Annotated in this window: 27 protein-coding genes and 1 pseudogene; 18 read left to right on the top strand and 10 right to left on the bottom strand. The window is 62.0% G+C overall.

Annotated elements, in window-relative coordinates; genetic code table 11:
- Window positions 1–391: 391 nt before the first annotated feature.
- On the top strand, window positions 392–601 hold the full coding sequence (locus tag NKJ72_RS07260; RefSeq protein ID WP_254816855.1) for a hypothetical protein: 210 nt from the start codon (window positions 392–394) through the stop codon (window positions 599–601).
- A 543-nt stretch (window positions 602–1144) separates the two neighbouring features.
- Here the strand turns inward: NKJ72_RS07260 and NKJ72_RS07255 are convergent.
- From NKJ72_RS07255 to NKJ72_RS07240, 4 genes are all read right to left on the bottom strand, one after another.
- A complete protein-coding gene (locus tag NKJ72_RS07255; RefSeq protein WP_254816852.1) occupies window positions 1145–1552 on the bottom strand; it encodes a heme-copper oxidase family protein in 408 nt (135 codons plus the stop codon).
- A 268-nt stretch (window positions 1553–1820) separates the two neighbouring features.
- Window positions 1821–2093 carry a hypothetical protein gene (locus NKJ72_RS07250; protein WP_254816851.1) on the bottom strand — a complete coding sequence of 91 codons (273 nt, stop codon included), beginning with the start codon at window positions 2091–2093 and terminating at the stop codon, window positions 1821–1823.
- 450 nt (window positions 2094–2543) lie between these two features.
- Complete coding sequence (locus tag NKJ72_RS07245; protein ID WP_352476432.1) at window positions 2544–3152, bottom strand: YdeI/OmpD-associated family protein; 609 nt, start codon at window positions 3150–3152, stop codon at window positions 2544–2546.
- Window positions 3153–3201: 49 nt separating this feature from the next.
- A complete protein-coding gene (locus NKJ72_RS07240) occupies window positions 3202–3543 on the bottom strand; it encodes a cupin domain-containing protein (protein ID WP_352476431.1) in 342 nt (113 codons plus the stop codon).
- Between the two features lie 321 nt (window positions 3544–3864).
- On the opposite strand from NKJ72_RS07240, the gene NKJ72_RS07235 reads away from it, so the two are divergent.
- From NKJ72_RS07235 to NKJ72_RS07175, 13 genes are all read left to right on the top strand, one after another.
- Window positions 3865–4299 carry a DUF3597 domain-containing protein gene (locus NKJ72_RS07235; RefSeq protein WP_254816848.1) on the top strand — a complete coding sequence of 145 codons (435 nt, stop codon included), beginning with the start codon at window positions 3865–3867 and terminating at the stop codon, window positions 4297–4299.
- Window positions 4300–4702: 403 nt separating this feature from the next.
- Window positions 4703–4933: a hypothetical protein gene (locus NKJ72_RS07230; protein ID WP_254816847.1), complete on the top strand. Its 231-nt coding sequence runs from the start codon at window positions 4703–4705 to the stop codon at window positions 4931–4933.
- Between the two features lie 230 nt (window positions 4934–5163).
- Window positions 5164–5352, top strand: a complete 189-nt coding sequence (locus NKJ72_RS07225; RefSeq protein WP_292657372.1) for a DUF3606 domain-containing protein — start codon at window positions 5164–5166, stop codon at window positions 5350–5352.
- Window positions 5352–5534 (top strand): hypothetical protein, encoded by a 183-nt coding sequence (locus tag NKJ72_RS07220; protein ID WP_254816845.1) that lies wholly within the window; start codon window positions 5352–5354, stop codon window positions 5532–5534. Before NKJ72_RS07225 ends, NKJ72_RS07220 begins: the two co-directional genes overlap by 1 nt.
- A 111-nt stretch (window positions 5535–5645) precedes the next feature.
- Complete coding sequence (locus tag NKJ72_RS07215) at window positions 5646–7127, top strand: hypothetical protein (RefSeq protein WP_352476430.1); 1482 nt, start codon at window positions 5646–5648, stop codon at window positions 7125–7127.
- Window positions 7128–7458: 331 nt separating this feature from the next.
- Window positions 7459–7548 (top strand): K(+)-transporting ATPase subunit F, encoded by a 90-nt coding sequence (locus NKJ72_RS07210; RefSeq protein WP_023675300.1) that lies wholly within the window; start codon window positions 7459–7461, stop codon window positions 7546–7548.
- 25 nt (window positions 7549–7573) lie between these two features.
- The gene (gene kdpA / locus NKJ72_RS07205) at window positions 7574–9277 is read left to right on the top strand and encodes a potassium-transporting ATPase subunit KdpA (protein WP_352476429.1); all 1704 of its coding nucleotides are present in this window, start codon (window positions 7574–7576) and stop codon (window positions 9275–9277) included.
- A 213-nt stretch (window positions 9278–9490) separates the two neighbouring features.
- On the top strand, window positions 9491–11578 hold the full coding sequence (kdpB, locus tag NKJ72_RS07200; RefSeq protein WP_352476428.1) for a potassium-transporting ATPase subunit KdpB: 2088 nt from the start codon (window positions 9491–9493) through the stop codon (window positions 11576–11578).
- A 12-nt stretch (window positions 11579–11590) separates the two neighbouring features.
- Window positions 11591–12160, top strand: a complete 570-nt coding sequence (kdpC, locus tag NKJ72_RS07195) for a potassium-transporting ATPase subunit KdpC (RefSeq protein WP_352476427.1) — start codon at window positions 11591–11593, stop codon at window positions 12158–12160.
- Window positions 12161–12213: 53 nt separating this feature from the next.
- Window positions 12214–14955 (top strand): DUF4118 domain-containing protein, encoded by a 2742-nt coding sequence (locus NKJ72_RS07190; protein ID WP_352476426.1) that lies wholly within the window; start codon window positions 12214–12216, stop codon window positions 14953–14955.
- Window positions 14952–15644, top strand: a complete 693-nt coding sequence (locus NKJ72_RS07185; protein ID WP_352476425.1) for a response regulator transcription factor — start codon at window positions 14952–14954, stop codon at window positions 15642–15644. The genes NKJ72_RS07190 and NKJ72_RS07185 overlap by 4 nt, the downstream gene beginning before the upstream one ends.
- Window positions 15616–16071, top strand: a complete 456-nt coding sequence (locus NKJ72_RS07180; RefSeq protein WP_352476424.1) for a hypothetical protein — start codon at window positions 15616–15618, stop codon at window positions 16069–16071. Before NKJ72_RS07185 ends, NKJ72_RS07180 begins: the two co-directional genes overlap by 29 nt.
- Before the next feature lie 129 nt (window positions 16072–16200).
- Window positions 16201–16710 carry an NUDIX hydrolase gene (locus NKJ72_RS07175; protein ID WP_352476423.1) on the top strand — a complete coding sequence of 170 codons (510 nt, stop codon included), beginning with the start codon at window positions 16201–16203 and terminating at the stop codon, window positions 16708–16710.
- Between the two features lie 76 nt (window positions 16711–16786).
- On the opposite strand, the gene NKJ72_RS07170 is transcribed toward NKJ72_RS07175, so the two are convergent.
- The 6 genes and pseudogenes from NKJ72_RS07170 to NKJ72_RS07145 all read right to left on the bottom strand — a co-directional run bounded on the left by NKJ72_RS07170 (window position 16787) and on the right by NKJ72_RS07145 (window position 22775).
- Complete coding sequence (locus NKJ72_RS07170) at window positions 16787–17635, bottom strand: citryl-CoA lyase (protein WP_352476422.1); 849 nt, start codon at window positions 17633–17635, stop codon at window positions 16787–16789.
- Window positions 17632–18816 (bottom strand): CaiB/BaiF CoA transferase family protein, encoded by a 1185-nt coding sequence (locus NKJ72_RS07165; RefSeq protein ID WP_352476421.1) that lies wholly within the window; start codon window positions 18814–18816, stop codon window positions 17632–17634. Before NKJ72_RS07165 ends, NKJ72_RS07170 begins: the two co-directional genes overlap by 4 nt.
- 15 nt (window positions 18817–18831) lie before the next feature.
- Window positions 18832–20355, bottom strand: coding sequence for a tripartite tricarboxylate transporter permease (locus NKJ72_RS07160; protein ID WP_352476420.1), 1524 nt, complete (start codon window positions 20353–20355; stop codon window positions 18832–18834).
- Between the two features lie 4 nt (window positions 20356–20359).
- Complete coding sequence (locus NKJ72_RS07155; RefSeq protein ID WP_352476419.1) at window positions 20360–20893, bottom strand: tripartite tricarboxylate transporter TctB family protein; 534 nt, start codon at window positions 20891–20893, stop codon at window positions 20360–20362.
- A 158-nt stretch (window positions 20894–21051) separates the two neighbouring features.
- Window positions 21052–22029: a Bug family tripartite tricarboxylate transporter substrate binding protein gene (locus tag NKJ72_RS07150; RefSeq protein WP_352476418.1), complete on the bottom strand. Its 978-nt coding sequence runs from the start codon at window positions 22027–22029 to the stop codon at window positions 21052–21054.
- A 205-nt stretch (window positions 22030–22234) separates the two neighbouring features.
- Window positions 22235–22775: pseudogene (locus NKJ72_RS07145) on the bottom strand (GNAT family N-acetyltransferase).
- Window positions 22776–23001: 226 nt separating this feature from the next.
- On the opposite strand from NKJ72_RS07145, the gene NKJ72_RS07140 reads away from it, so the two are divergent.
- The 4 genes from NKJ72_RS07140 (at window position 23002) to NKJ72_RS07125 (ending at window position 26686) form a co-directional block, all read left to right on the top strand.
- The gene (locus NKJ72_RS07140) at window positions 23002–23457 is read left to right on the top strand and encodes a DUF2214 family protein (protein WP_352476417.1); all 456 of its coding nucleotides are present in this window, start codon (window positions 23002–23004) and stop codon (window positions 23455–23457) included.
- Between the two features lie 182 nt (window positions 23458–23639).
- Window positions 23640–24617 (top strand): tripartite tricarboxylate transporter substrate-binding protein, encoded by a 978-nt coding sequence (locus tag NKJ72_RS07135; protein ID WP_254816829.1) that lies wholly within the window; start codon window positions 23640–23642, stop codon window positions 24615–24617.
- Window positions 24618–24697: 80 nt separating this feature from the next.
- A complete protein-coding gene (locus NKJ72_RS07130) occupies window positions 24698–25165 on the top strand; it encodes a tripartite tricarboxylate transporter TctB family protein (RefSeq protein ID WP_352476416.1) in 468 nt (155 codons plus the stop codon).
- Between the two features lie 9 nt (window positions 25166–25174).
- Window positions 25175–26686 (top strand): tripartite tricarboxylate transporter permease, encoded by a 1512-nt coding sequence (locus tag NKJ72_RS07125; RefSeq protein WP_352476415.1) that lies wholly within the window; start codon window positions 25175–25177, stop codon window positions 26684–26686.
- The last annotated feature ends 26 nt before the right edge of the window (window positions 26687–26712 follow it).

Here is a 26712-nt window from a genome sequence, read left to right as displayed (position 1 = left end):
TAAGCTCTGGTTCGCCTCAAAGTCATTGTTGCTGGACCTCTGCTACTCGCCGACACTCACCCTTACCACATCTGCTGACACTCGAGCCACGGTGACCACATGGCTGTGCTCGCGGCGCAGTGGGTCAAGCCTGGTGTGAAGCTCCGCGTCAAACACCTTCGCGGCGAATTCTAGGCGGCCAGCTTACATTAGCCAGAGTGAACAGAACGTGATTACGGGCCAGGCCTTCACACCTTCGCCTTCCACCAGCCCGCCCATCTAGCATGCCCCGCCATCGCGAACGGCCCAGCACGGGCGAAAGACAAGCTCCTTCCTGGCGCTGCGCCGCGTGCAGTCGGAACAAATGGGATCGACGCCGGTTAACAATCGAAGGGACCGCAAAGGAAGCGGTATGATGATGATTGATATTTTTAGCTTCGAACTGGCCAATGCCAGGCTGCGCGTTAAACGGGCCGAGCGCTCGCTGAAGCGTGCGAATGAACTGTTGTTGAACGATGGCTGTGTCGCCGTCAATCTCGCGTTGTGCGACCGCATACGGTCTGAGCAAAAACGCGTGATTGAGGCCCGGGAACGCATGACGAAGATCGATCGGAAGAATTGACCCATGATGCTCGCGACCCTCCACCTTGAAACTGCGAGATACGGCGACGAATATCGCGTCGCAAGGCTCGCGCTGCTGAGGCAGCAAATGATACGGCACATCAAGCGCACAGACGCCTCGGCGCAGAAAGTCGAACAATCGCTGGCAAGATTTGCCGAAGCAAACACGCTCGGGGACCGGCTCGCGCAACAGTAGGTCCGCGCGCTCTACCGTCGTTTGACGATGACCTCGTCATGCTGCGTCGCCAACAACAAGGCTGCATCAACATCGCACCTGCGCTCGCTGGGCGTTGCGCCCCAAAAGCACAAGGCAGTCATTTCGGCGAAGATCCAAGAAGTGTCGATATTTTCACCTTCCTAGGGACGCAGGCACAACGCCAAAATGAAGGCCGCGATAAGCAGCATGGCAGGCAGAGGGGCGCGCGAAGGCTACTGAGCGGCTTTCATCTCGCCGCACTCTTGCCTCAGATCAGCCTACAACCAATCGGCCCGCGCTTCACCAGAAGCACGGGCATTGATAGGCTCGGCACTATCGCCGCCCCGTCTACCGCGGGACCGCTGGTATTCCCGAGACTGAGCGCTCTGTTTCGGCGGAGAAAACCACGAAGGCAAAGATCAGCACGGCGACAGCGACAATCATCGAGCCGGTGGCGACGATCGGCTCGAGCGCCGGATTTCCCTGCAGCATCAGGTAAAGCGCCGGCAGCATCACGACCAGGCCGAGATTGTAGACGCCGTAGTGGATCATCGCCGTCCTGCGGGCAGCCTTCGCCGGGTTCAGCGCATAATAGCCGCCGAATATTGCACTGGTGACCCACCCCAGCAGGTTGATGTGCGCGTGAGCCGGAAACGCGCCGTGATCGCCTGAAATTGCCATCTGCAGGCCAGCTGCAATTCCCAGAATAAGAAAGACGATGGCTGTCTTGAAAAAAAGCTCTGAAACCTTAGGCATGTCATTCCCCCAAACCCGTTTTGCCGCCGCATCATGCTCTGGTTCCGGCGATCTTGCCAAGGGGACCGTCGGGCCGGCGGCACCAATTTCCGCCGGCCTGACGGCCCGTCGGCAGCCGGCCGCCGGGCCTGGCCGGTTGCGAGTCCAGCCGGCAAAAAATATGCGCTCACCCTAATTTAATTGCAATATCACCCGCCAGGCATCCATGTCGTTCTCACTAAGGAAGTCCTGCACAATCGTGGTGCCATACGCGCCAAAGGCCTGCCCGTCAGTGTTCCAGCAAGGCCTCGCCGAACTTCTCCCACAGCTGCGCGCAATCTGTAGCTCTGAGGCTGGGGGTTCCGAGTGGGCCATATCTGATGACGGCGGCGTGAACATCATAGCCAACGATAGGTGCATTGGCGACAAAGTGGATAGCCTCGCCCAATCGGCGAGAGCCAATTGGCGCATCGGTTTTGTTGGTGATGTCGAAGACACCACGAATATCCGCTTCCTGGTTCCTGGCTGCCAAAGCAGCCGCCATTTCCCTTTCGTGCATCATCGAAATCTCTCCGATCGGTCTAAGTCTAAGAACCGCGGCTTGTGCCGGTCCGGCAGCTGACAACCGGCAAATCGAAGTGCCTTTTGCAGCATCTCGATTGGCTCTTGCTGCGAGCCACTCCGCCCGCTGCCGCGGCAAGCCGATAAGGCAACTGCCAGCGAAATCCGCAGGCACGTCCACGGTCGCATCAAACACGGCCCACGTGCCAGTCGGTTCCTGAACGGGCAAAAACCTCATAACAGCGCCTGCTAATATACTATGCCGACTGTGAGGACGAGACTTTTTCCTGCATCCACTAAACGAATGAGAGATGGTGTCGAATTGCCGGGCGACGCTCGTCGAAAACAATCGTCGGCGACATCGCCAGGATCGGAGGCCTGAGCCGGCCGCATTTTGGGAGTCGCCGCAAGGGACAAGCACAAGACGCAGCACACAAACGCGGCCAAATGTTCATCCAGAATCGCGACTTCGTTGCGGATAGATGGTCTCGCCGCGCTTCAGCATCGCCACGAACGCCGCGATCTTCTTCTTGCGCCCGGCTTCGGTCTTCATGTTGTGGATGCGGAAGGCGAGCGCGAAGCGGTTTTGCCCGCTGAGCTTTGCCAGCATCTCCTTTGCCCTGGGCTCGGCGTCTATTGCCGCCTGGAGGTCGTCGGGGATCTTCATCTCCTTGCCGCTCTTGTAGGCGCGCGCCCAGCGGCCGTCGGCCTTGGCCGCATCGACCTGCCTCAGCCCGTGCTCGGTCATCCGGCCCTCCTCGATCAGCCGGGCGACATTGTCGACATTGATCTGGCTCCAGGTGCTCTTCTTGCCGCGCGGGGTGTAGCGCTGCAGATAGCTTTTGCCGTCGAACGCCTTGCGCACCGCGTCGATCCAGCCCCAGCACAACGCCACGTCGATGGCTTGCTTCGGCGTGATCGACGGCAGCCCCGAATCGAGCTTATGGATCTTGATCCAGACTTCGTCCTCGCTGTCGTGATGCTCGCCAAGCCAGGCATGGAAGCTTTCGGCATCCCTGAACTCGCGCACCTTGGCGGGGTCGACCTTCACGGGCGCCATCAGCCGATCCGCCGGTGACCCAGGCGCGTAACGACGCCGAACCGCGCCCTCATATCAGCTCCAAGTCCGATATCCGCAGGCCTGTTGATTCCCGCCGGCACGCATTCAGCCCGCACGATTGGGCGTGCCGAGGACGTGGGATTTGCGGCGGCAGCATGACGCCGTCGAATGTCTGCATGAACATCGCCGCCGCAAAGAACGCGTCTCTTCGGTGGCGTGGGTGTTGCCAGCCGAGCCGCTTGCCGGGCTCGATCTCGTAGACAATGACCGAGGACTGGGTGGTGCCGTGCCCGCCGTAAACCGCGAAAGCGCCGGCCCATTTGACCGACGGATCGTCCACTGCCCAAACCGGCGAACGTTCGAGCCTGTCGGATGCGACGACTGCTGTCATGGCTTCGTTCCTCTCAGCGAATTGCGAACACGAATCTAGATGATTTTTCTAGTCTGCGTCAGCAAAACTGGCTGGCAACCATTCCCTCGTCCATTGCGCGTGACGATTTGTTGGTCCGCGATCCGACCTATTCTACTCTCGGGCCGGATCACTGGGCCGATTCCTCAATGCAACCAAGCCTTTACCCTTTAGCCATTTTTGAGTTGCCCCTGCGTTGCGTTCGTGGTCCGGTACAACCAGGGCGCTCAATGCGGCATTCGGCAACGGTCGCCTCACCGACCGTCAAGGCAACACACCGTCGAGCCAACACAGGAGATAGCAATGGGCATTTTCGACAGTATCAAAGGTGCGATTTTCGGAAACGCGGTTGCGGCCGAAGCGCCGCCGGCGCAACCGTCTCCCGCGCCTGCTTCGAGCACGGCCACCCAGCCGACGGCGCCTACCCGATCCGCCCCGGCTGCAACCCCGGCTCCGGCCGCGCCGGCCGCGCTGTCCTCTGCCCCGGACATCGCTGCCATTCTCGACAAGGCCGTGGCCGCGAAGGGGCAGAAGCTCAACTGGAAGAATTCGATCGTCGACCTGATGAAGGCCCTGAATATCGACAGCAGCCTTGGCGCCCGCAAGGAGCTTGCCCACGAGCTGAACTACACCGGCGATATGAACGACACTGTAACGATGAATCTGTGGCTGCACGACGCACTGATGAAAAAGCTGGCCGAGAATGGCGGCAAGCTTCCGAGCGATCTGGCCGCCTAGAGTCACAAGACAAGCAATTCCAGGAAAACCTGTGAACGTTCCGGCCGGAGTTGCGTCACAAAAAAGACAGACCGGTTCGGCGTTTGCGGGAAACGACGAACCGTTCCAGTCCTGCCCGCACCGTGGTTCTTGCTGCGCTGGCTTTCGGCCGCAACCGAGCAGACCACACGCCAAACATCAGACTGCCAGTAAATAAAATTGAGACCGATCCCGGCCACCGGGATTGGGCCTATGGCGAAGTCGCATGGCACAAAAGCGCTGCCGCCTCCCGCCCGGACTGCCTCCCGCAAAACCGACGATTTCGGTCGCTGCCCACGCGCTGGTAGGACCACCATTTTGCTGGCGAAACGCGACGTTCGGCGTATCATTCTCCCCGGAGAGAGTTCATGGTGGGAGGAAGCCAATGAACGTGGTGCAGAGGGTGACTGTCGCCGACTTGACGGCCCAAGAGCTTGTTTCATCTGCGCTTTCACGGTTCGGTGCCGGCGACACCATATCGACGAGGGCGATGCTGGACATCGTTCGCAGGACGGCCCCGGCCTGCGGCAACAGTGACGACGATCTGGTCGAGCTTATCGTCATGACGGCCGTTGGTAGGACCATGGGCGTCGTGTTCGACCATCGGTCCCAATAAAACAATCTGGAACGAACATCAGGCTGCGCCCAGGAGCAGTGGCGGGCGGTTGGCAGCGCCAAAGAGGCCAGCCTGTTTGTGCATGAAGGCCGACCTGGCACCAAGCCCCTGCTTTGAACAAAACCGCTGCTCATGCCGGGTCATGCCCGAAGACGGTATTGGGCGGCACGCTCGAAGGAACTTGCTGAAATCTTGCCCGTTATGCTCTCGTCGAGATGAGGAGAGCTGCCATGGCCGACGACAAAACCAAGACCGACAGTCGCGACCGCTCACGAGTGGCGGGCGGCGAAGACTACGAGGTACGTCACTTCGCCGAGGAAGCGGGCATTACCCCGGATCAGGCACGCACGCTGATCAAGCGTCACGGCACCGACCGCAAGGTGCTGAACGAAATCGCCGAAAGCATAAGAGCGTCGTAATGGCTGACAAGAAAACCGCAATGGCCGACCGCAAGACGCGCGATCCGGACGAAAAGGAGGCTCTGCGTCTGGCCGAAACCACCGACGTTTCGCCGAAGCAGGCGAAGGATCTGATGCGCAAGCACGGCAAGGACAGCCCGAAGGTCGAGAAGGAAGCCAAGAACTTCAAGGCCGAGGGCTGAGTCGCCGAGCCGGTTGGACGCGGCACAGGGTTGTTGCCGCAATCCTGCAGCTTATCGGTTTTCTAACAAATTCGGCCTATCCCTTCCGCTATCGCGGCTCAGGGATGCCATATGCGCGGGATATCTGGTGAGGCGAAGCGGTCGATAGGCGATGTACGGCATGTGAGGTTGGTATTTTGCCTGCTGGCGGCGGTCGTGATGGCGGCGGCGCTCCTCGCCTTTGCCACCTCCCTCCTGCAGGATCCTGATAGCTGGTGGCACATCAAGGTCGGCATGGATATGCTGGCAAGCCGCACATTCCCCACCGTCGACGTCTATTCCTACACTTTTGCCGGCCAGCCATGGATCGCCAAGGAATGGTTCAGTCAGCTTCTCCTTGCAATTGCCTTTGAAACCGGCGGCTGGAACGGCGTGGTGCTGCTGGCGACTGCAGTAATCGCGCTCACGATCTTCTTGACGTCGTGGTATCTCAGCGCGTGGTTGAAGCCGACGCTGGCGATAGGACTGACGCTGGTTCTCGCGCTCTTGATCGGGCCAATCTATATCGCCCGGCCGCACATCTTTACCTTGCCCATCATCGTCGTCTGGACCGCCGGTCTTTTCCAGGCCGCACGCAACGAGAAAGCGCCGCCTTTGTGGCTGCTGACGCTGCTTTGCCTGTGGGCCAATCTCCATGCCACCTTCACCTTCGGTTTCGTCATCGCCGCCTTCGCCGGCCTCGATCTCGTCATGCGCACGCGCTTGTCGAACCCCCGGCTGCTGGCCAAGTGGACCGCTTTCGGGCTGCTTTGCCCGCTGGTCAGCCTGTTCAATCCCTATGGCGTCAAGGCCATACTCGCCACGTTCACGGTGGCCTATGGCAATGAGGCGGTGCCTTACATTGCGGAGTGGCAACCCTTCGACGCCTCGCGGCACACCCTCCAGGGGGTGGCCCTGCTGGTGGCGTTTTTCGGGCTGCTCGTGTCGAGATTGCGCATTGGCTGGGCCAAGGCGCTGTTCCTTGTCTTCACGCTGCACGCCTATCTCACCCACATACGGTTCATGTACTTGTTCTTTCTTCTTGTCCCGGTGGTCCTTGCCGTTGAGGTCGCGCAACAATATCCAGCGCTTTCAGCCGAGAAATGGGCGGCGGAAAAGCGCGACGGACTTGAACAATTTTTCGCACGGCAATTTTCCAGGATTTGCGCTGGACTTGCCGTTTTGCTGGTTTTGGCGGCTGCCGCCTTCACGACCTATCCGGTCGCGCCGAGCCAGAAGACCTCGGCGAGGGACGCACTGGCCTTCGCCCAAACCCATAATCTGTCGGGCAATCTGTTGAACTCCTACGATTTCGGCGGTACGCTGATCTTCCATGGCATCAGGACGTTTATCGACGGCCGCGCGGATCAGCTCTTCCTGAATGGCTTTACGGAAACGGATGAGCAGACTGGGCACAGCCGGGGCAAGCCGATCCTGAAAGCCCAACTCGAGAAATATACGATAGGCTGGGCATTGTTGACCGCCGACGACCGCCGCATTCCGTTCTTCGACGAACTGGGCTGGAAGCGGGCCTATGCGGACGACTACGCGGTGATCTACACCCGCGCGGACTGAGCCCCGGCAGCTTCGCGCGCCGGTGTGCACATCCCTCCTGAAGCTGTGGCCAGCGCCGAGGCGGCGAAATCCTTATGGGATTTTGATTTCTTTGCTCCGCGTCCCGTCTCGAACCTTTATGGCACTTTGATCCATATTCACCGAAGCGGTGTATCCAGCCGCCGATATGATGCGGCGACCGGTTTTGGTAGTTTGTTAAAGTAAACACACAAATACAACATAGGAAAATGCGCGGTGGACATAATTGTTGTCGCGATTGGAATCGCGTTCTTTGCTCTATGCTTCGGCTACATCAAAGCCTGCGACAAGCTGTAAGGGTAGGGATCGCAACATGCTTTTCGACTATATCCTCGGCGGCGCCGTGACCTTGTTTCTTCTCGCCTACCTGACATACGCCCTCGTTCGCCCGGAACGCTTCTGATCTCCGCTGGCAAGGAGCCAACCCCATGACAATCAACGGATGGCTGCAGATCCTCGTCTATTGCGGGATCGTCGTTCTGCTGGCCAAGCCGCTCGGCGGCTACATGTATCGCGTTTTCAGCGGCGAGCGCACATTCCTGTCGTCAATTCTGGCCCCGCTCGAGCGCGGGCTCTACCGCATATCAGGGACCAGCGAGCGCGAGGAGCAGCACTGGACCTCTTATGCGGCGGCCCTGCTGTTCTTTAACCTGGCCGGCTTCCTGGTGCTCTATTTGCTGCAACGGCTGCAAGGCGGCCTGCCCTACAATCCGGCCGGCATGACCGCCGTCGAACCTGGGCTGGCCTTCAACACCGCCGCCAGCTTCATGACCAACACCAACTGGCAGAACTACGGCGGCGAAAGCACGATGTCCTATCTCGTGCAGATGGCCGGCTTGACCGTGCAGAATTTTCTGTCGGCGGCGACCGGCATCGCCATTGCGGTCGCATTGATCCGCGGCTTTGCCAGGGCCTCAGGCAAATCGATCGGCAATTTCTGGGTCGATATGACCCGCTGCACGCTCTATCTGCTTTTGCCGTTCTGCATCGTCCTGACTCTGGTCTATGTCTATCTCGGCATGCCGCAGACGCTCGCTGCCTACGCCAACGCGACGACGCTCGAAGGCGCGCAACAGACTATAGCGGTCGGGCCGGTCGCTTCCCAGGTTGCCATCAAGATGCTCGGCACCAATGGCGGCGGTTTCTTCAACGCCAATGCAGCGCATCCCTTCGAAAATCCCGACGCAATCTCCAACCTGATCCAGATGGTGACGATCTTCGCCCTCGGCGCGGCGTTGACCAATGTCTTCGGCCGCATGGTAGGCAACCAGCGCCAAGGCTGGGCAATTCTGTCGGCTATGGGCGTGCTGTTCATCGCCGGCGTTGCCGTCTGCTACTGGGCGGAAGCCGCAGGCAATCCGCTGGTCCATGCGCTGGGCGTCGACGGCGGCAACATGGAGGGCAAGGAGAGCCGTTTCGGCATCGCTCTGTCGGCGCTGTTTGCCGTCATCACCACCGCCGCGTCCTGCGGCGCGGTCAATGCCATGCATGACAGCTTCACCGCACTTGGCGGCATGATCCCGATCATCAACATGCAGCTCGGCGAGGTTATTGTCGGCGGCGTCGGCGCCGGCTTCTACGGTATCCTGATGTTCATCGTCATCGCCGTCTTTGTCGCCGGGCTGATGGTCGGACGTACGCCCGAATATCTCGGCAAGAAGATCGAGGCCAAGGAGGTCAAGATGGCGATGCTGGCCGTGCTCTGCCTGCCGCTGGCAATGCTGATCTTCACCGCTATCGCGGTGGTGCTGCCGACGGGCGTTGCTTCCATCGCCAATGCCGGTCCGCACGGCTTCTCCGAAGTTCTCTATGCCTACACCTCGGCCGCGGCGAACAATGGCTCCGCCTTTGGCGGTCTCAGCGGCAACACGCCCTGGTACAACGTAACGCTCGGCATCGGAATGCTGATGGGCCGGTTCCTGGTCATTATTCCGGCGTTGGCGATTGCTGGCTCGCTGGTTGCGAAGAAGACCGTCCCTGCCTCCGCCGGCACCTTCCCGACCGACGGTCCGCTGTTCGTCGGGCTGCTGGCCGGTGTCATCCTGATCGTCGGTGGCCTTACCTTCTTTCCGGCCCTGGCGGTCGGACCGATCGTCGAGCACCTGGCGATGATTCACGGTCAGACATTCTGAAACGGCGATGCCCTGGTTCAAGATCATACCTCGGAAGGTCCGGCATCGCCCCGAGCCGGAGGGGGAGAAAACGCCCCCTCCTTTCCCGACGCTGTCCACATTCCTCGCTATTGCGGCAGCCTTGATCATGATCTGGCTGCTGGCTTACGGGCCGCCGCACCTTCGTTCGGCTCACGATCGACCGGTCAACAAAATCGACACTGGAGCTACCAAATGAGCCCGTCGAAATCCGTGAGCATCATGGATACCCGCATTCTGTGGCCCGCTATCGGCGGTTCCTTCAGAAAACTGAACCCGCGCACCTTGATGCGAAACCCGGTGATGTTTGTCGTCGCCGTCGTCTCGGCGCTCACCACCGTGCTGTTCGTCAAGGATCTCGTTACCAGCGGCGGCGATCTTGGCTTCACGCTGCAGATCATCATTTGGCTGTGGTTCACCGTGCTCTTCGCCAATTTCGCCGAAGCGGTGGCCGAAGGCCGCGGCAAGGCGCAGGCAGACTCGCTGCGCCGGGCGCGAACCGAGACGCAGGCCAAGCTGTTGAACGATGGCGACCGCAGCAAGTTCAAACTGGTGCCCGGCACCAGCCTGAAGGTCGGCGACATCGTGCTTGTTGAAGCCGGCGACATCATCCCCTCGGACGGCGAGGTGGTCGAAGGCGTGGCGTCGGTCAACGAGGCGGCCATCACCGGCGAATCCGCACCGGTCATCCGCGAATCCGGCGGCGACCGTTCGGCGGTGACCGGCGGCACGCAGGTCTTGTCCGACTGGATCCGCGTGCGCATCACCGCGGCTGCCGGCCATACGTTCCTCGACCGCATGATCTCGTTGGTCGAGGGCGCCGAGCGCCAGAAGACACCCAACGAGATCGCGCTCAATATCCTGCTCGTCGGCATGACGCTGATCTTCGTGCTGGCCACGGCGACGATCCCGAGCTTCGCCTCGTATTCGGGCGGTTATATCTCGGTGACGGTGCTGGTCGCCCTGTTCGTTACCCTGATCCCGACCACAATTGGCGCCCTGCTGTCGGCGATCGGCATTGCCGGCATGGACCGCCTGGTGCGCTTCAACGTGCTGGCCATGTCGGGCCGCGCCGTCGAGGCGGCCGGCGATGTCGACACGCTGCTGCTCGACAAGACCGGAACCATCACGCTGGGCAACCGCCAGGCGACGGCATTCCGTCCGGTCAAGGGCATCACCGAACAGGAACTGGCCGACGCGGCCCAGCTTGCCTCGCTTGCCGACGAAACGCCGGAAGGCCGCTCGATCGTCGTCCTGGCGAAGGAAAAATACGCCATCCGCGCCCGCGACATGGCAAGCCTGCACGCGACGTTCGTGCCCTTCACCGCGCAAACCCGCATGAGCGGCGTCGATCTGGAAGGCTCCTCGGTCCGCAAGGGCGCAGTCGATGCGGTACTTGCCCACGTCAACCTCTCGACGGTTGCCACAGGCCGTACGCGCAGCGACACCGTCCGCGACCTTCAGGCGATCGCCGACGAGATCGCCAAATCGGGTGGCACTCCACTCGCGGTCGAGCGCGACGGGCGCCTCCTCGGCGTCGTCCATCTGAAGGACATCGTCAAGGGCGGCATCGCAGAACGCTTTGCCGAATTGCGCCGCATGGGCATCCGCACGGTGATGATCACCGGCGATAATCCGATGACCGCGGCGGCGATCGCGGCGGAAGCCGGCGTCGACGACTTCCTTGCCCAAGCGACGCCCGAGGACAAGTTGAAGCTGATCCGCGACGAGCAGGCCAAAGGCAAACTTGTCGCGATGTGCGGCGATGGCACTAACGATGCGCCGGCCCTCGCGCAGGCCGATGTCGGCGTTGCCATGAACACCGGCACGGTCGCGGCGCGCGAGGCCGGCAACATGGTCGATCTCGACAGCGATCCGACCAAGCTGATCGAGATCGTCGAAATCGGCAAGGCGCTGCTGATGACGCGTGGCTCGCTGACCACCTTCTCCATCGCCAACGACGTAGCCAAGTATTTTGCAATCATCCCAGCAATATTCGCCGTCTTCTACATCGCCCCGGGCCAGACCGCCGGGCCGCTGCAAGCGCTCAATGTCATGCATCTGGCGACGCCGCAGAGCGCTATCCTCTCAGCCATCATCTTCAACGCGCTGATCATCATTGCGCTGATCCCGCTGTCGCTGAGGGGCGTCAAATACCGCGCGGTCGGCGCCGGTGCGCTGCTCAGCCGCAATCTCATTGTCTATGGCCTTGGCGGCGTCGTAGCGCCCTTCGTCGGCATCAAGATGATCGACATGGCCATCACCGCTCTCGGTCTCGCATAAGGAACCATGTCGATGCTCAATCAAATCAGACCCGCGATCGTCATGATCGTCTTCTTCACGATTCTGACGGGTTTGGTCTATCCGATCGGCATGACCGGCATTGCCCAGGCGCTGTTTTCACGCGAGGCCAATGGCAGCCTGATCGAGAAGGACGGCAAGCTCGTCGGTTCCGAGCTGATCGGCCAGGCTTTCACCAGCGACCGCTACTTCCATGGCCGTCTCTCGGCTGCCGGCGACGGCTACAATGCCGCCGCCTCGGGCGGCTCGAATCTAGGCCCGACCAATCCCAAGCTGATCGACCGCATCAAGGTTGACGCCGAAAGGCTGAGGACGGAAAACCCGAACCAGCCGGTACCGATAGATCTGGTCACCACGTCCGGCAGCGGCCTCGATCCGCATATCAGCCCCGACGCGGCCTATTCTCAGGTCGCCAGGGTGGCCAAGGCCAGGGGCGTCGATGAATCCAGGATCAAATCGCTTGTCGACAGCCATGTCGAGGATCGCGAATTGGGATTCATCGGCGAGCCGGTAGTCAATGTGCTGGCCCTCAACCTTGCGCTGGACGATGCGATGAAAAAGTAAAGGACCGGCGCCGGGATCGACACCGAAGCCGGCGCCGTTCATGATTGACGCTTATGCCAGACGACAGCCGCACCGCCGAAACCAGGCCCTCTCCCGACGCGCTGCTCGAGCATGCCGAGCGGGAGGAGCGCGGTCGCCTGCGGATATTTCTCGGCGCCGCCCCCGGTGTCGGCAAGACCTACGAGATGCTGATGTCGGGCCGCGCCAGGCTGGCCGACGGGGTCGACGTGGTAATCGGCATCGTCGAGACGCACGGCCGCAAGGAAACCCAGACGCTGGTCGAAGGCTACGAGGTCATTCCTCGCCTTGAGATCGATTACAAGGGGCGGATCCTTCAGGAGATGGATCTCGACGCCATCCTCGCCCGGCACCCGGCGCTGGTTCTGGTCGACGAACTTGCCCATACCAACGCGCCGGGCAGCCGTCACCCCAAGCGCTACCTCGACGTCCAGGAAATCCTGACGCACGGCATCGATGTCTACACGACGCTGAATATCCAGCACGTCGAGAGCCTGAACGATGTCGTGACGCAGATCACCCGCGTCAGGGTGCGGGAAACTGTCCCCGACTCCATAATCGACCAGGCCGACGATATCGAGATCATCGACCTGACCCCCGACGATCTGATCAAGCGGCTTGAGGAAGGCAAGGTCTACATCCCCAGCACCGCCCAGCGCGCCATCGAGAACTATTTCTCGCCGGGCAATCTGACGGCGCTCCGCGAATTGGCGCTCCGCCGCACTGCCCAGCGGGTCGACGAGCAGTTGCTGACCCATATGCAGGCCCACGCGATACCCGGGCCGTGGGCGGCGGGGGAAAGGGTTCTCGTCTGCGTCGATGCGCGTCCGGGCGGGGCGGCCCGTGTACGTTATGCGCGAAGGTTGGCCGATCGGCTCCGCGCCCCTTGGACGGCGCTTCATGTCGATACCCCTCGTTCAGCTGCCATGCCTGAGGAGGACAAGGATCGGCTGGCGACGCAGCTGCGCCTTGCCGAGCAGCTCGGTGCCGAGGTGACGACCATTCCGGGTCAGAACGTCGCGCAAGACATCGTTCGGCATGCGACGGCGAACAACTTCACCCATATCGTGATCGGCAGGCCGACCCGATCGCGCTGGCGGGAATTGATCGAAGGCTCGCTCACTTACGATCTCATCCGCAATGCCGGCGACATCAGCGTCCATGTCATTTCGGGAAACGAACGCAACGCCGAGGCGATGTCGAGGACCGTCAAGGCGGCGGACGAGCAGTGGCAGTTCGAGATCTGGCCCTATCTCAGGGCCACGGCCTATGTTGTTGGCTCGCTCGCCTTCGCCGTCCTTCTCGACCAGTTTCTCGACGTCCGCAACCTGGCGGTCATCTTTCTCATTGGGGTCCTGACGTCGGCTGTGACCGGCGGTCTCTGGCCGGCTTTGTATGCCTGCCTCATCAGCGCCATTGCCTTCAACTATTTCTTCCTGGAACCACGCTACACGCTGACGATCGAGGATCCGGAGAGCATCGTTGCGCTGGCTGTCTTCCTGGTTGTTGCGGTCATTGCCAGCAATCTAACAGCGCGCGTGCAGCGTCAGGCGGTCGCTGCGCGCTCGCGGGCACGCGCCACGGAAGATATTTATCTCTTCTCAAAGAAGCTCGCCGGCGCTGGCACGCTCGACGACGTTCTCTGGGCGACTGCCTTCCAGATCGCCTCGATGCTGAAGCTGCGCGTGGTGCTGCTTCTGCCGGAGGACGGCACAATTGCGGTCAAAGCCGGCTACCCACCCGACGATACGCTGGCCGAGGCCGACATTGCAGCAGCCCGCTGGGCCTGGGAGCATAATCGCGCCGCCGGGCGCGGCGCCGACACGCTGCCCGGAGCAAAACGCCTCTATCTGCCCTTGCGGACCGGACGCACGGCGGTGGGCGTTGTCGGCCTCGACAACGATAAGCAAGGTCCGCTGCTGACGCCCGAGCAGCAGCGTCTGCTCGATGCGCTCGCCGACCAGGCGGCGGTCGCCATCGAGCGCATCCAGCTCGTCGCCGATGTTGACCGGGCCAAGCTTGCGGCCGAGGCAGACCGTCTGCGCTCGGCCTTGCTCACCTCCATTTCCCACGATTTGAAAACGCCGCTTGCCGCCATCATGGGCGCGGCCGGAACACTCAGGGACTTCGAGGCCGCGCTTCCCGAGCAGGACCGGACGGAACTGCTGTCGACCGTGCTCGATGAGGCGGAGAGGCTTAACCGCTTTATTGCCAATCTGCTCGATATGACCAAGATCGAATCCGGCACGATGGAGCCGAACTACGCCTTTCACTATCTCGGCGACATTGTCGGCTCAGCTCTGCATCGGGCCCGCAAAATCGTCCGCGAGCATAAGACCGAGATCGACATTCCATCGGATCTGCCGATGTTGCGGGTCGACCCCGTTCTGTTCGAACAGGTGCTGTTCAACCTCCTCGACAATGCTGCAAAATACGCGCCACCAGGTTCGACGATCCGCCTGCAGGCCTGGGCCGATAACGGCTTCATCATCCTGCAGATCATGGACGAGGGACCAGGCATTCCGCCAGCGGACCTGGAGCGCGTTTTCGACACTTTCTACCGTGTGCGCAAGGGTGACCAGGTGCGTGCCGGCACCGGGCTCGGCCTGTCGATTTGCCGCGGCTTCATCGAAGCGATGGGCGGGACGCTCTCGGCGGCAAACAGGTCCGACCGCTCGGGGGCGGTTTTCACGATCAAGATGCAGCTGGTGCCGGCGGAACTGCCCAATCTCGGCGAACCCGAGGCGGGCCATCAAAATATGGACGATCTGCCATGACGAGCCTGGACGTCAGGATATTGGTGGTCGACGACGAACCGCCGATCCGGAAACTGCTTCGCGTCGGGCTTGGCAGCCAAGGCTATGCGATCAGCGAAGCGCCGAGCGCCAGGGCGGCGATTGAACTCATCGAGACGGAAAAGCCAGACCTTGTGCTGCTCGATCTCGGCCTGCCCGGCATGAGCGGGCATGAGCTGCTCCGCAAATGGCGGGATGATGGCCTGGACATTCCCGTGGTTATTCTTTCCAGCCGCACTGATGAGGCCGGCATCGTCTCGGCCCTCGAACTCGGCGCCGACGATTATGTAACCAAGCCATTCGGTATGAACGAGCTTGTCGCACGCATCCGCGTCGCGCTTCGCCACAAGTTCCAGCAGCAGGGTGAGAGACCGGTCTTCCAGACCGGCGACCTCTCCGTCGATCTGGTGAAGCGCATCGTCAAGGTCGAGGACAAGGAGATAAAGCTCTCGCCGAAGGAATACGACATCCTCCGCATCCTCGTACAGCATGCCGGCAAGGTTCTCACCCACCAATTCCTGCTGAAGCAGGTCTGGGGCGATTCCACCGACGTTCAATATCTCAGAGTCTACGTCCGGCAGATCAGGCAAAAGATCGAAAAAACGCCCGACCAGCCCCGCTATATCACCACCGAGACCGGCGTTGGATACCGGCTGCGCGAAGTCGATTGACGCGACGAGCATCCGAAGCCGAAATGCCTCTTCCAATCTGCTTCAAATCAGCGGCGGCCATGGTGTCGCCGGACAAAAGCCCTATATTAAGGAAAGATCGGTTTTGTGCGGGAATGAATGGATGTCACGGCTTCGTCTATTGACGGTTTTAGGGTCGGCAATGCTGACTGCGGCGATGCTGTCGGGCGTAAATCCTGCTGCGTCGGCACAGGTCGTCAGTCCCGCCGACCGCAACGTGTTGATCCAGCAGAACCAGTTGCAGATGTTGGAGAACAGGCTGCGGCGGCAGCAATACCAGCAGCAGCAACAGCAGTACCGTGCCCAGGATCGCCAAATCCCAACACCGGAACGGCAGGAGGTGCCGCAGATGAGGCCAACTTGCCAGTTGCTGCCGTCGGGGAGCGGCTTCGTCAGCACCTGCCGCTGACGACCGGCCCTTTCATTTATTTAGCCGACTTATATATTGTGGAAACCGCTCCGCTTGCGCCCCATTGAAAGCGGCCGACTTTGCAACGCTGCCCTTGCCCTTTGGGCACCGCCTCGACTGGATTATCGAATGGCAGCCAGCAAGAAGAAGGTCGTACGCAAGGCAAGGAAGGGCGACCGGATTCGCCAGGTCGCGGCGATTCCGTTTCGGCTGAACGAGCATGGCGACGTCGAGGTGATGCTGGTTACATCGCGAACGACAAGGCGCTTTATTGTGCCGAAGGGCTGGCCGATGAAGGGCAAGAGCGGCCGCAAGGCGGCCACCATCGAAGCACAGGAAGAAGCCGGCGTTCTGGGCAAGACACTGAAACAGCCGGCCGGCACCTATTGCTACTGGAAGCGGCTGGCGAACCGCTTCGTCCGTGTCGACGTCGTCGTCTATTTGCTGGAGGTAACCGAGGAACTTGCCGACTGGGAAGAATCCAAGAGGCGTCAGCGTGCGTGGCTGGCGCCGGCCGACGCGGCGGTGCTCATCGACGAGCCGGATCTCTCGACGCTGGTGAGGAACGTCAGGATTCCCGAGCTGGAGTATAATTCCAAAAAAAAGAATCCGGCTTTCGGAAAAGATCACGCTCAATAAAAGACCGAGGCTGTCCCGACTGGATCGGGATGGAATTGGCCCCGGCGCCTGCCGCCGTCACACTTCAACCGAAATCTCACTTGCCGCCGTCGCCCTCGGGCAAAGACCGCACCGGCGTGCCGGTATAGGCCCACAGCCATTCGCGCGGCAGCGGCCCCTTGTTGCGGTCGCTTTCCTGCGACTGTTCCCATGCATGTGCGAGGATGCCGACCGAGCGCGACAGCACGAAAAGACCGCGCGTCAGCGGCGGCGGAAAGCCGAGCTCGCCGTAGATGACGGCCGTGGCGCCGTCGATATTGAGCGGGATTTTTTTGCCCTTGCGCCGCGCAACCTCGGCCTCGATCGCCTCGGCAATGTCGGCGAAGCGCCCGCTGACGATGCCGCGCGCGGCAAAGTCGCGGGTTAGCTCGATGAGGCGGGGCGCCCGCGGGTCGACCGGATGGAAACGATGGCCGAGCCCGGGCACATAGCCGTTTTCCCCGGCAAGGAAACGATCGAGCCGCGCCGACACGGCGTCCGCAAGCGGCATGCCGGCGTCCAGTTCGGCAGCGATGTCTCCGTAGAAGGAAAGCGCCTGTTCGCCGGCGCCGCCATGCACATCGCCAAGCACGTTGACGGCTGATGCCATGGCGCTGTTGATGCCGACGCCGCAGGTGATCGCCATACGGGCGATGGCGATCGACGGCGCCTGCGGCCCATGGTCGACGGCAGCACCCAGCGCGATGCCAAGCAGCGCCGCCTGCTCCTCGCTTGGCAGTTCGCCACGCAGCATCAGCCAGATCATTGCCGGAAAGCTGACGCGGCCGATCAGATCCTGGATTTCATAGCCGCGCAGCCGGATGACGCCGGGGCGCATCTCAATGATGCCGGTCTGCCACCATTCCTCGCCGCGTGCGCGACCAGTCTTGTTTTGCGTTCCGCTCATGCCTTCGCTCTTTTCCTGGCACGCGGCGGCAGGCCGGCAAAAACCTCGCCCATATGCTCGCCGAGCGCCGGCGGCGGCCTGCTCGGCAAAGGTGCCTCGCCATCGACCATGAAGCCGCCGCGCACCACGGTCAGCGGCTGGTCCATCCCGGACACAGCCGGGAAGCGGGCCGTCATGCCGCGCTCGATCACCTGTCGCTCCTGCAGTATCTGCGGGATTGTCAGCACCCGGCCTGCCGGCACGCCGGCGCGATTGAACGTCTCCTCCCAGGCGGCGGCCGAGCCGCTCGCCAAGGCATCCTCGATCAGCGCTTTCAATGCAATGCGGTTCTGCTTGCGCGTTTCTCGCTCGGCAAAGCGGACGTCCGACGCCAGCTCCGGCCGACCGATCAACTGGCACAGTGTGACGAACTGCTCCTGCTTGTTGGCTGCGATGTTGAGCAAGCCGTCGCCGGTGCGAAACGCGCCAGACGGTGCGGCCGTCATGTTTTCATTGCCCATCGGCTGCGGCTCGACGTCCGCCGTCAGATAGTTCGACACCGGCCAGCCGAGCGCAGAAAGCGTGCATTCGAGCATCGAGACGTCGAGGAACGCGCCCTCGCCTGTCGTCTTCTGCTTGACCAATGCGGCGGTAATGGCGAACGCCCCGACCAGCCCGCCAAGCGTATCGGCGACCGGATAGCCAACACGCAGCGGCGCCGTTTCCGGTGTACCGGTGATGCTCATAATCCCGGAAAGACCCTGGATGATCTGGTCGTAGGCTGGATTGTCGCGCATCGGCCCGGTCTGGCCGAAGCCCGATATCGCACAATAGACAAGGCTTGGCCGGACTTCTTTCAGCCTGGCATGGCCAAGCCCCAGCCGGTCCATGACGCCGGGGCGGAAATTCTCGACCAGCGCGTCGGCCGAAGCGACCAGATCGAGGAAGCGTTCGCGGTCGGCCTCCTGCTTGAGATCGAGCGCCACCGAGCGTTTGCCGGCATTCTGCGCCAGGAACGAAGCGCCCATGCCCGCCCGGTTGAGCTCCGGAGAGGCGCCGAGCTGGCGCGCCAGATCGCCGCCTTGCGGCGTCTCAACCTTGATGACGTCGGCCCCGAGCAATGCCAGCTGGTAGGCGCAATAGGGGCCGGCCAACACATTGGTCAGGTCAAGGATGCGGATGCCGGAAAGCAAGTCTGTCATGACGTCACGAACAGCTCAGGCATCGCCCGGCACGTGCTCCGGTCCCCGCATGCGTCTGTGCTCGATGTAGGCCCAGATATGCGGTCCAACCAGCCCGATGAAGGCCAGCGTCAGCAACGTCAGCGACAGCGGATGCTTGTAGAACACCGTCCAATCGCCGTTCGAGATGGTCATCGCGCGGCGGAACTGCGTTTCGGCAAGGGGCCCGAGAATCATGCCGATGATAACCGGCGCGGTCGGAAAATCGAAACGCCGCATCAGGAAACCGGCGGCACCGAGCAGATAGAGGATGACGAGGTCGATCGGCGATTGCGAGATGCCGTAGGTGCCGACTGTGGCGAACACCAGGATGCCGGCATAGAGCTGCGGCGCCGGGATCTTCAGCAATCGCACCCAAAGCCCGATCAGCGGCAGGTTAAGGACGACGAGGATGACGTTGGCGATGAACAGGCTGGCGATCAGCCCCCACACCAGGTCGGCCTGCGTCGTCAGCAGCAGCGGCCCCGGATTGATACCGTAGCTCTGGAATGCCGACAGCATGATTGCGGCCGTCGCCGATGTCGGCAGGCCGAGCGTCAGCATCGGCACCAGCACGCCGGCCGCGGATGCATTGTTGGCCGCTTCCGGTCCGGCAACGCCCTCGATGGCACCGACGGTGCCGAACTCGTCCTTGTGTCTGGAGAGTTTCTTCTCGATGGCATAGGAGAGGAAGGTCGGGATTTCGGCACCGCCGGCCGGCATGGCGCCGATCGGGAAGCCGATCAGGGAGCCGCGCAGCCATGGCCTCCACGAGCGCGACCATTCAGCCGCGGTCATGTAAAGCGACCCTTTCAACGGCACGATCTCGTCCTTGCCGGCATAGCGGCGCGAGGCCATGTAAAGCGTCTCGCCAACGGCGAACAGGCCAACGGCGACGACGATGACGTCGACGCCGTCGAGCAATTCGCTCATGCCGAAGGTGAAGCGCGGCTGCCCCGTCTGCAGGTCGACGCCTATCATGCCGACGACGAAGCCGGCGAACAGGCTGGTCAGGCCGCGTACCGACGACGAGCCGAGCACCGCCGAAACCGTGATGAAGGCCAGCACCATCAGCGAGAAATATTCGGCCGGGCCGAAGGCCAGCGCAAATTTGACGACGATCGGCGCCAGAAAGGCAACGCCGATCGTGCCCAGCGTGCCGGCGACGAAGGAACCAATCGCCGAGGTCGCCAGGGCCGCACCGCCACGGCCGGAGCGGGCCATCCGGTTGCCTTCCAGCGCGGTGACGATGGTGGCGCTTTCGCCAGGCGTGTTGAGCAGGATCGATGTCGTCGAGCCGCCATACATCGCGCCGTAGTAGATGCCGGCAAACAGGATGAAGGACGCCTCCGGCGCCACTTGATAGGTGATCGGCAACAGCAGCGCGATGGTCAGTGCCGGCCCGAGGCCGGGTAGCACGCCGATCGCAGTCCCCAGCGTGGTGCCGACCAGACACCATATGAGATTGATCGGCGAGAAGGCGACCGAAAATCCGTGCGCGAGATGGCCGAGCGTTTCCATGGCGTCAGCCCCTCAGCATGGCGACGACCGAATCGACGATCGCGTTCAGCTGGTTTTCGATGAAGCCGGCGCCGATATTGACGCCGAGCGCCCTGGCAAAGCCGAAATAGGCGGCCAGCGCCAGGATCAGCCCGAGCAGCACGTCACGCAGCGGACGCCGGCTGCCGAAACCGTGGCAGATGAGAACGAACATGATGACAGATGCCGCGGTAAAGCCGAGCGGCTGGATCAGCACGAGGTTGGCGATCAGTCCGAGGGCGACGATGCCCATCGCCTTCCAGTCGGTCGGCGTCGCCTTTTCGTCCTCCGGCTGCCAGCCGCCCCGCAAGGCGGCAATGATGAGCAGCAGCGACAGGATCACCATGCCGGTCATGGTGATGTAGGGAAAGACGGTCGGACCGACCTTGGAATAGAGCGGCGACACCGGGATTGCCAGCGTCTGCCAGGCAACCGCACCCGCACAGGCGAGGAGCCCGACGCCGATCAGCAGTTCGGGCACTGCAAGGCGCGGCGGCGCCGGCTGGTCGCTGGTGCTCATCATCGTCCTCCCAATGTCGGTCCCTTGGGGCCGGTTCTCCTTGGACCGGTCTCACCCGGCCGATCTCGGCGTAGTTTCACCTCCGGCGCCGCGTATGTCCATGCGGCTGGCGAAAGTCGGCGAGGGTTGGCGCAGGCTGCCACCCCTTGCCGAGAGCATCACGCTAGACCGAGGTCCTTGAGGATCGTCCCGATACGGGCCGTGTCTTCTGCGACGAATTTCGCATAGTCGTCACCGGTGAGCAGGATCTGCGTCCAGTTGCGGTTCTTGCATTCGGTGGCCCAGGCGTCGCTCTTGGCCATGGTCTCGATCAGCTTGATCATTGCTGCCTTGTCGGCGTCCGAGACGCCGGGCGGTGCGAAGACGCCACGCCAGTTGAACAGCTCGACATCGATGCCTGCTTCCTTCATCGTCGGCGCATCGATCCCCTCCTGGCGTTTGTCCGCGGAGATGGCCAGCAGCCGCAGCGCACCCGCCTTGACCTGTTCGGCGAACTCGCCATAGCCGGAGATGCCGGCCGCGACCTGGTTGCCGAGCAGCGCCGAAAGCGCCTCGCCGCCGCCGGCGAACGGCACATAGGAAAGATTGGTGGCCGGAACACCAACGGTCTTGGCGATGAGGCCGAACAATATATGGTCCGAGCCGCCGGCCGAACCGCCAGCAACCGGAACCTGCGTCGGGTCAGCCTTGAGAGCAGCGACAAAGTCCGCGGCCGTCTTGAACGGGGAGGCGGCCGGCACCACAAGCGCCTCGAACTCGCCGGTGAGGCGGGCGATCGGCGTGACCTCGGTAAGGTTGTTGGCCGCCTTGTTGGCGATGATGGCGCCTACCATGACCATGCCGGCCACCATCAGCGCATTGCCCTTGCCCTTCCATTGGTTGACGAATTGCGGCAGGCCGACAGTACCGCCGGCGCCGCCGACATTGGTGATCTGCGAGCCGGAAATCAGTTTTTCGCTGCGCAGCACCTGGTCCATGGCGCGCGCCGTCTGGTCCCAGCCGCCGCCCGGCGCCGCCGGCACGAAAATCTGCAGCTGCGGCGCGTCCTGCGCGAAGGCGGGGACAAAATGCGATGCCGCGAGTCCGGCAGCACCTGCTGCCGCGGTGCTCATCAAGAATCGGCGTCTGTTCAGCATGGGATTCCTCCAAATCGCGACACCTCCTCCGGTGCCTGCCAGAAACGTGGCCTGACTTCAGACCCGCTCGATAAAATTCATGCAGAGTTTGCGTCCTCCTGTCAAAGACAGAACACGCCGCATGCGGCACAATCGGACTGTGCGATCTTCAGGCAGGCGAACTCGACGCCGGACGACGTGGCAGGCAGAGGCCAGACGGCGCCCGTCAGGGCTGCCGCTCCAGCAGGATGGTCGCCTTGCCTTGGTAGACGGTTCGCAGCACTTCGCCATAACCACATTTTTGCCGCGACGTTCAGCGATCCGGTGTTTTCCGGATCGATGATGCAGACGGTCTTCGCGGCGCCGAACGTCTCGTCGCCCCAGGCAAGCACCCGTGCGACGACTTCGCTGGCCAGCCCGTGGCCATGCGCGCCCGAAACCAGAGCCCAGCCGGTCTCCGGAATGCCCTCGATCGACGGCGTCATGTCGCGTTTCAGATCGTGAAAGCCGGCCTCGCCGATGAAGCGGCCGGTCTCCTTTTCCTCGATCGCCCAAAAACCGTAGCCCAGAAGCGACCACAGGCCGGCGTGTCGTAGGAAGCGCATCCAGCTTTCCTCCCGCGTGCGCGGCTTCCCGCCGATAAAGCGGGTGACGACGGGATCGGCCCACATAGCGACATAGGCGTCGAAATCGTCAAGCCGGTGCGGCCGCAGGACCGTGCGCGAGGTCTCAAGCACTGGGGCGACAATTGTATGCGGACTGGCCATGGTCATGTCTCGTTTGTGTTGCCGGTGCCTAATGCAGGTCTTCCAAAAGGGGGACAGCGACACGCACGAGACGGGAAATCCAAATCCGTTGTGAAAAACAAGAGCCAAGGCTGTGTAGATCATCTTCCAGGCTGATGTGAATCCTGCCAGGCGGTGTTAGTTTTTCTCCGGTATTGGTTCAGGCGCGTTGGGTTTCGGCGCTGCCGTCCGACAGAGGGAATCCAGCATGGACACCACCGACCTTGTGCTTGCCATCTTCCATCATCTGCTGGTGTTTTCGTTGGCAGGCATCATCGGCGCCGAATTCGTCCTGATCCGCAGCGACTTGTCCGCCGCGACGCTGAAGCGGCTCGTCGGGATCGACCGCCACTACGGCATTATTGCCATGCTGATCATCGTCGTTGGCATCGGCCGCGTCGTCTATGGTCTGAAAGGCTGGGAATTCTACGTCTACAATTGGGTGTTCTGGGCAAAGATGGCCGCCTTCGCCATTGTCGGCCTGTTGTCGATTATCCCGACCATCCGTTTCCTGTCCTGGAACAGGCAGGCGAGCGTCAGTCCCGGCTTCCAGGTTCCTGCGGTGGAGCTAGCGTCCGTTCGCACCTATGTCCGCACCGAAGCATCGATCTTCCTATTGATCCCGGTGTTCGCGGCGGCGATGGCGCGCGGCTACGGCTACTAGAATAGGTTGGAGGAAGGGCATTGCACGGCCCAACCTTCCCACTCATTTGCGCAGAGAAACGTGCAGTTTGCCGTTTGAGCGCGATTGTCATTTGTCGGGTTGCGCTAGTTATTGCTCCATCTACAGTCGTTTTTAGAGGAACCCGCGCAGCGGTTGGCAATCATATCCTGGGAGGAAACACGATGCGAAAACTCATCGCCGCGCTGGCTGTCGCTGCGGCCGCCATGCTTTATCCGTCGGCGGCTGGCGCGCAGACCTACCCCGAACGCACCATCACCATTGTCGTGCCGTTTTCGGCCGGTGGCCCGACCGACACCGTCGCGCGTCTTGTCGCGGAAGCTATGTCGAAAGACCTCGGCCAGCAGGTCATCGTCGAGAATGTCGGCGGCGCCGGCGGCACGCTCGGCGCCGGCCGCGTCGCAAATGCCGAGCCTGACGGCTACACGCTGCTCCTCCATCACATCGGCATGGCTACAAGTGCTACGCTCTATAGAAAGCTCGCCTACGACACGCTGAACGGCTTCGAATATGTCGGCCTCGTCACCGAGGTGCCGATGACCATCGTCGGCCGCAAGGATCTCGAGCCGACCGATCTGAAGGGGCTGGTCGACTATGCCAAGGCCAACAAGGACAGCATCACCGTTGCCAATGCCGGGATCGGTGCCGCCTCGCATCTGTGCGGCATGCTGTTCATGAGCGCCATCGGCACGCCGCTGGTCACCGTACCCTACAAGGGCACCGGCCCGGCCATGACCGATCTTCTCGGCGGCCAGGTCGATATCATGTGCGACCAGACGACCAATACCACCAAGCAGATTCAGGGCGGCACTATCAAGGCCTATGCCGTAACCTCGCCACAACGCCTCGATGTGCTGCCGGACGTGCCGACGACGATAGAAGCCGGCCTTCCCCAGGTGCAGGTCGGCATCTGGCACGGAATCTATGCCCCCAAGGGCACACCGGCCGAGATCACCGAACGCCTTTCGAAATCGCTGCAGGTGGCGCTGAAGGACCAGAATGTCGTCGCCCGATTTGCCGAACTCGGCACCAAGCCGTCGCCGGAGGCCGATGCCACGCCGGCCGCGCTCAAAGCTAAGCTGGAAAGTGAGATCGCGCGCTGGAAGCCGATCATCGAAGCGGCCGGCCAGTACGCCGACTAAAGGTTCTGACGGGGCGCCATCAGCGCCCCGTTTTTTTACACCGGCATCGGCACGCCCATGAGGCGAGCCGGGAGGACGCAATGAAACCTTTCGCAATCGACAGGACCAACGGCATATGCGCCGCGCTGTTGGTCTTTATTGGCGCCTTTTTCGCGCTGCAGTCGCTGGGCCTCGAAATCGGCACCGCCTTTCGCATGGGGCCCGGCTATTTCCCGCTCGTGCTGGCGATCGTGCTGATCCTGCTTGGCGCCGCCATCCTTGTCCAAGCGGTGCGTTTCGAGAGCGAGCCGATCGGTTACATTGCGTGGCGCGGCATGCTGTTTATCCTGCCTGCTCCGATCTTCTTCGGCCTGACGGTGCGCGGCCTCGGCTTCATCCCGTCGATCTTCCTGACGGCGCTGATCGCATCGTTCGGTAGCGGCCGCATGAGGCCGCTGACCGCACTCGTGCTGTCAGCTGGCCTGACGCTGTTCGCATTCGTCGTCTTCAGCTACGCACTCGGCCTGCCGTTCCGGCGTTTCGGCCCGTGGTTGCCACTGTCGTTGTGAGGAGATGAAATGGAACTCCTCAGCAACCTCGCACTCGGCTTTTCGACAGCCACATCTTTGGCAAACCTCGGCTTCTGCCTGATCGGCGTCCTTCTCGGCACGCTGATTGGCGTCCTGCCCGGCATCGGTGCCACCGCAACCATCGCCATGCTGTTGCCAATCACCTTCCAGATCGGCGACCCGGTTTCCTCTCTCATCATGCTCGCCGGTATCTATTACGGCGCGCAGTATGGCGGCTCGACCACCGCCATTCTCATCAACATGCCCGGCGAATCCTCGTCGGCCGTCACCGCAATCGACGGCTATCAGATGGCCAGGAACGGCCGCGCCGGAGCAGCCCTGGCGACCGCGGCGATAGGCTCGTTCTTTGCCGGCACGGTGTCGACCTTCCTCGTCGCCATCTTTGCCCCACCGCTGACGGCGATAGCGCTGAGATTCGGCGCGGCCGAGTATTTTTCGCTGATGATCGTCGGCCTGGTCTCGTCCGTCGCGCTCGCCCACGGCTCGGTCGTCAAGGCGCTGGCTATGGTCGTGCTCGGCCTGCTGCTGGGACTTGTCGGCACCGATATCTACACGGGTACGCCCCGCTTCACACTCGGTATCCGCGAATATGCCGACGGGCTGAATTTCGTCGCGGTGGCGGTCGGCGTCTTCGGCGTCGCCGAGATATTGCGCAATCTCGAAAACGAGCATGAGCGTTCCGTGCTGATCCGAAGGATCTCCGGCCTTATGCCGAGTAAAGAAGATTTTCGGCGCATGGCGGCTCCCATCGTGCGCGGAACGATCATCGGTTCGGCGCTCGGCATCCTGCCCGGAGGCGGCGCGATCCTTGCCGCCTTTGCGTCCTACACCGTCGAAAAGCGCGTCTCGAAAAACCCGGGGGAATTCGGCAAGGGCGCCATCGAAGGCGTCGCCGGACCGGAATCGGCCAACAATGCCGGCGCCCAAACCTCCTTCATCCCAATGCTGACGCTCGGTATTCCGGCCAACCCGGTAATGGCGCTGATGATCGGCGCGATGATCATCCAGGGCATCGTGCCCGGCCCCAATGTCGCCATCGAACAGCCCGCGCTGTTTTGGGGGATCATCACCTCGATGTGGATCGGCAATCTGATGTTGATTGTCTTGAACCTGCCGCTGATCGGGCTCTGGGTGAAACTCCTTACCATCCCCTACTACGTGCTCTTCCCGATCATCATGGCGTTCTGCTCGATCGGCGTTTACAGCGTCAACACCAATGTCTACGACCTCTATGCCGTCGCCTTCTTCGGCTTGCTTGGCTACCTCCTGACCAAGCTGCGCTGCGAACCTGCGCCGCTGCTGCTCGGCTTCGTGCTCGGCCCGCTGCTTGAGGAAAACCTGCGCCGCGCCATGATCCTCTCGCGCGGCGACCCAAGCACCTTCGTGACGCGGCCGATCAGCGCCAGCCTGCTCCTCATCGCGCTCGCCGTGCTCGTCATCGTCTTTCTCCCCGCGGTCAAGAAGAAGCGCGAAGAGGTGTTCGTCGAGGAGAGTTCCTGAACATGGATGTCGCCGCATAACAGGAA

It is taken from the genome of Mesorhizobium sp. M0045 (assembly GCF_040323385.1).
Lineage (GTDB): Bacteria > Pseudomonadota > Alphaproteobacteria > Rhizobiales > Rhizobiaceae > Mesorhizobium.
Note: the sequence above shows the minus strand (reverse complement) of the source record. Positions and strands in the feature narration are given on the sequence as shown.

Excerpts from the sequence above, each read along its gene's own strand:
- NKJ72_RS07260 (WP_254816855.1), top strand. The coding sequence starts at position 392 with ATGATGATGATTGATATTTTTAGCTTCGAACTGGCCAATGCCAGGCTG.
- NKJ72_RS07255 (WP_254816852.1), bottom strand. The coding sequence starts at position 1,552 with ATGCCTAAGGTTTCAGAGCTTTTTTTCAAGACAGCCATCGTCTTTCTT.
- NKJ72_RS07250 (WP_254816851.1), bottom strand. The coding sequence starts at position 2,093 with ATGATGCACGAAAGGGAAATGGCGGCTGCTTTGGCAGCCAGGAACCAG.
- NKJ72_RS07245 (WP_352476432.1), bottom strand. The coding sequence starts at position 3,152 with ATGGCGCCCGTGAAGGTCGACCCCGCCAAGGTGCGCGAGTTCAGGGAT.
- NKJ72_RS07240 (WP_352476431.1), bottom strand. The coding sequence starts at position 3,543 with ATGACAGCAGTCGTCGCATCCGACAGGCTCGAACGTTCGCCGGTTTGG.
- NKJ72_RS07235 (WP_254816848.1), top strand. The coding sequence starts at position 3,865 with ATGGGCATTTTCGACAGTATCAAAGGTGCGATTTTCGGAAACGCGGTT.
- NKJ72_RS07230 (WP_254816847.1), top strand. The coding sequence starts at position 4,703 with ATGAACGTGGTGCAGAGGGTGACTGTCGCCGACTTGACGGCCCAAGAG.
- NKJ72_RS07225 (WP_292657372.1), top strand. The coding sequence starts at position 5,164 with ATGGCCGACGACAAAACCAAGACCGACAGTCGCGACCGCTCACGAGTG.
- NKJ72_RS07220 (WP_254816845.1), top strand. The coding sequence starts at position 5,352 with ATGGCTGACAAGAAAACCGCAATGGCCGACCGCAAGACGCGCGATCCG.
- NKJ72_RS07215 (WP_352476430.1), top strand. The coding sequence starts at position 5,646 with ATGCGCGGGATATCTGGTGAGGCGAAGCGGTCGATAGGCGATGTACGG.
- NKJ72_RS07210 (WP_023675300.1), top strand. The coding sequence starts at position 7,459 with ATGCTTTTCGACTATATCCTCGGCGGCGCCGTGACCTTGTTTCTTCTC.
- kdpA (WP_352476429.1), top strand. The coding sequence starts at position 7,574 with ATGACAATCAACGGATGGCTGCAGATCCTCGTCTATTGCGGGATCGTC.
- kdpB (WP_352476428.1), top strand. The coding sequence starts at position 9,491 with ATGAGCCCGTCGAAATCCGTGAGCATCATGGATACCCGCATTCTGTGG.
- kdpC (WP_352476427.1), top strand. The coding sequence starts at position 11,591 with ATGCTCAATCAAATCAGACCCGCGATCGTCATGATCGTCTTCTTCACG.
- NKJ72_RS07190 (WP_352476426.1), top strand. The coding sequence starts at position 12,214 with ATGCCAGACGACAGCCGCACCGCCGAAACCAGGCCCTCTCCCGACGCG.
- NKJ72_RS07185 (WP_352476425.1), top strand. The coding sequence starts at position 14,952 with ATGACGAGCCTGGACGTCAGGATATTGGTGGTCGACGACGAACCGCCG.
- NKJ72_RS07175 (WP_352476423.1), top strand. The coding sequence starts at position 16,201 with ATGGCAGCCAGCAAGAAGAAGGTCGTACGCAAGGCAAGGAAGGGCGAC.
- NKJ72_RS07170 (WP_352476422.1), bottom strand. The coding sequence starts at position 17,635 with ATGAGCGGAACGCAAAACAAGACTGGTCGCGCACGCGGCGAGGAATGG.
- NKJ72_RS07165 (WP_352476421.1), bottom strand. The coding sequence starts at position 18,816 with ATGACAGACTTGCTTTCCGGCATCCGCATCCTTGACCTGACCAATGTG.
- NKJ72_RS07160 (WP_352476420.1), bottom strand. The coding sequence starts at position 20,355 with ATGGAAACGCTCGGCCATCTCGCGCACGGATTTTCGGTCGCCTTCTCG.
- NKJ72_RS07155 (WP_352476419.1), bottom strand. The coding sequence starts at position 20,893 with ATGAGCACCAGCGACCAGCCGGCGCCGCCGCGCCTTGCAGTGCCCGAA.
- NKJ72_RS07150 (WP_352476418.1), bottom strand. The coding sequence starts at position 22,029 with ATGCTGAACAGACGCCGATTCTTGATGAGCACCGCGGCAGCAGGTGCT.
- NKJ72_RS07140 (WP_352476417.1), top strand. The coding sequence starts at position 23,002 with ATGGACACCACCGACCTTGTGCTTGCCATCTTCCATCATCTGCTGGTG.
- NKJ72_RS07135 (WP_254816829.1), top strand. The coding sequence starts at position 23,640 with ATGCGAAAACTCATCGCCGCGCTGGCTGTCGCTGCGGCCGCCATGCTT.
- NKJ72_RS07130 (WP_352476416.1), top strand. The coding sequence starts at position 24,698 with ATGAAACCTTTCGCAATCGACAGGACCAACGGCATATGCGCCGCGCTG.
- NKJ72_RS07125 (WP_352476415.1), top strand. The coding sequence starts at position 25,175 with ATGGAACTCCTCAGCAACCTCGCACTCGGCTTTTCGACAGCCACATCT.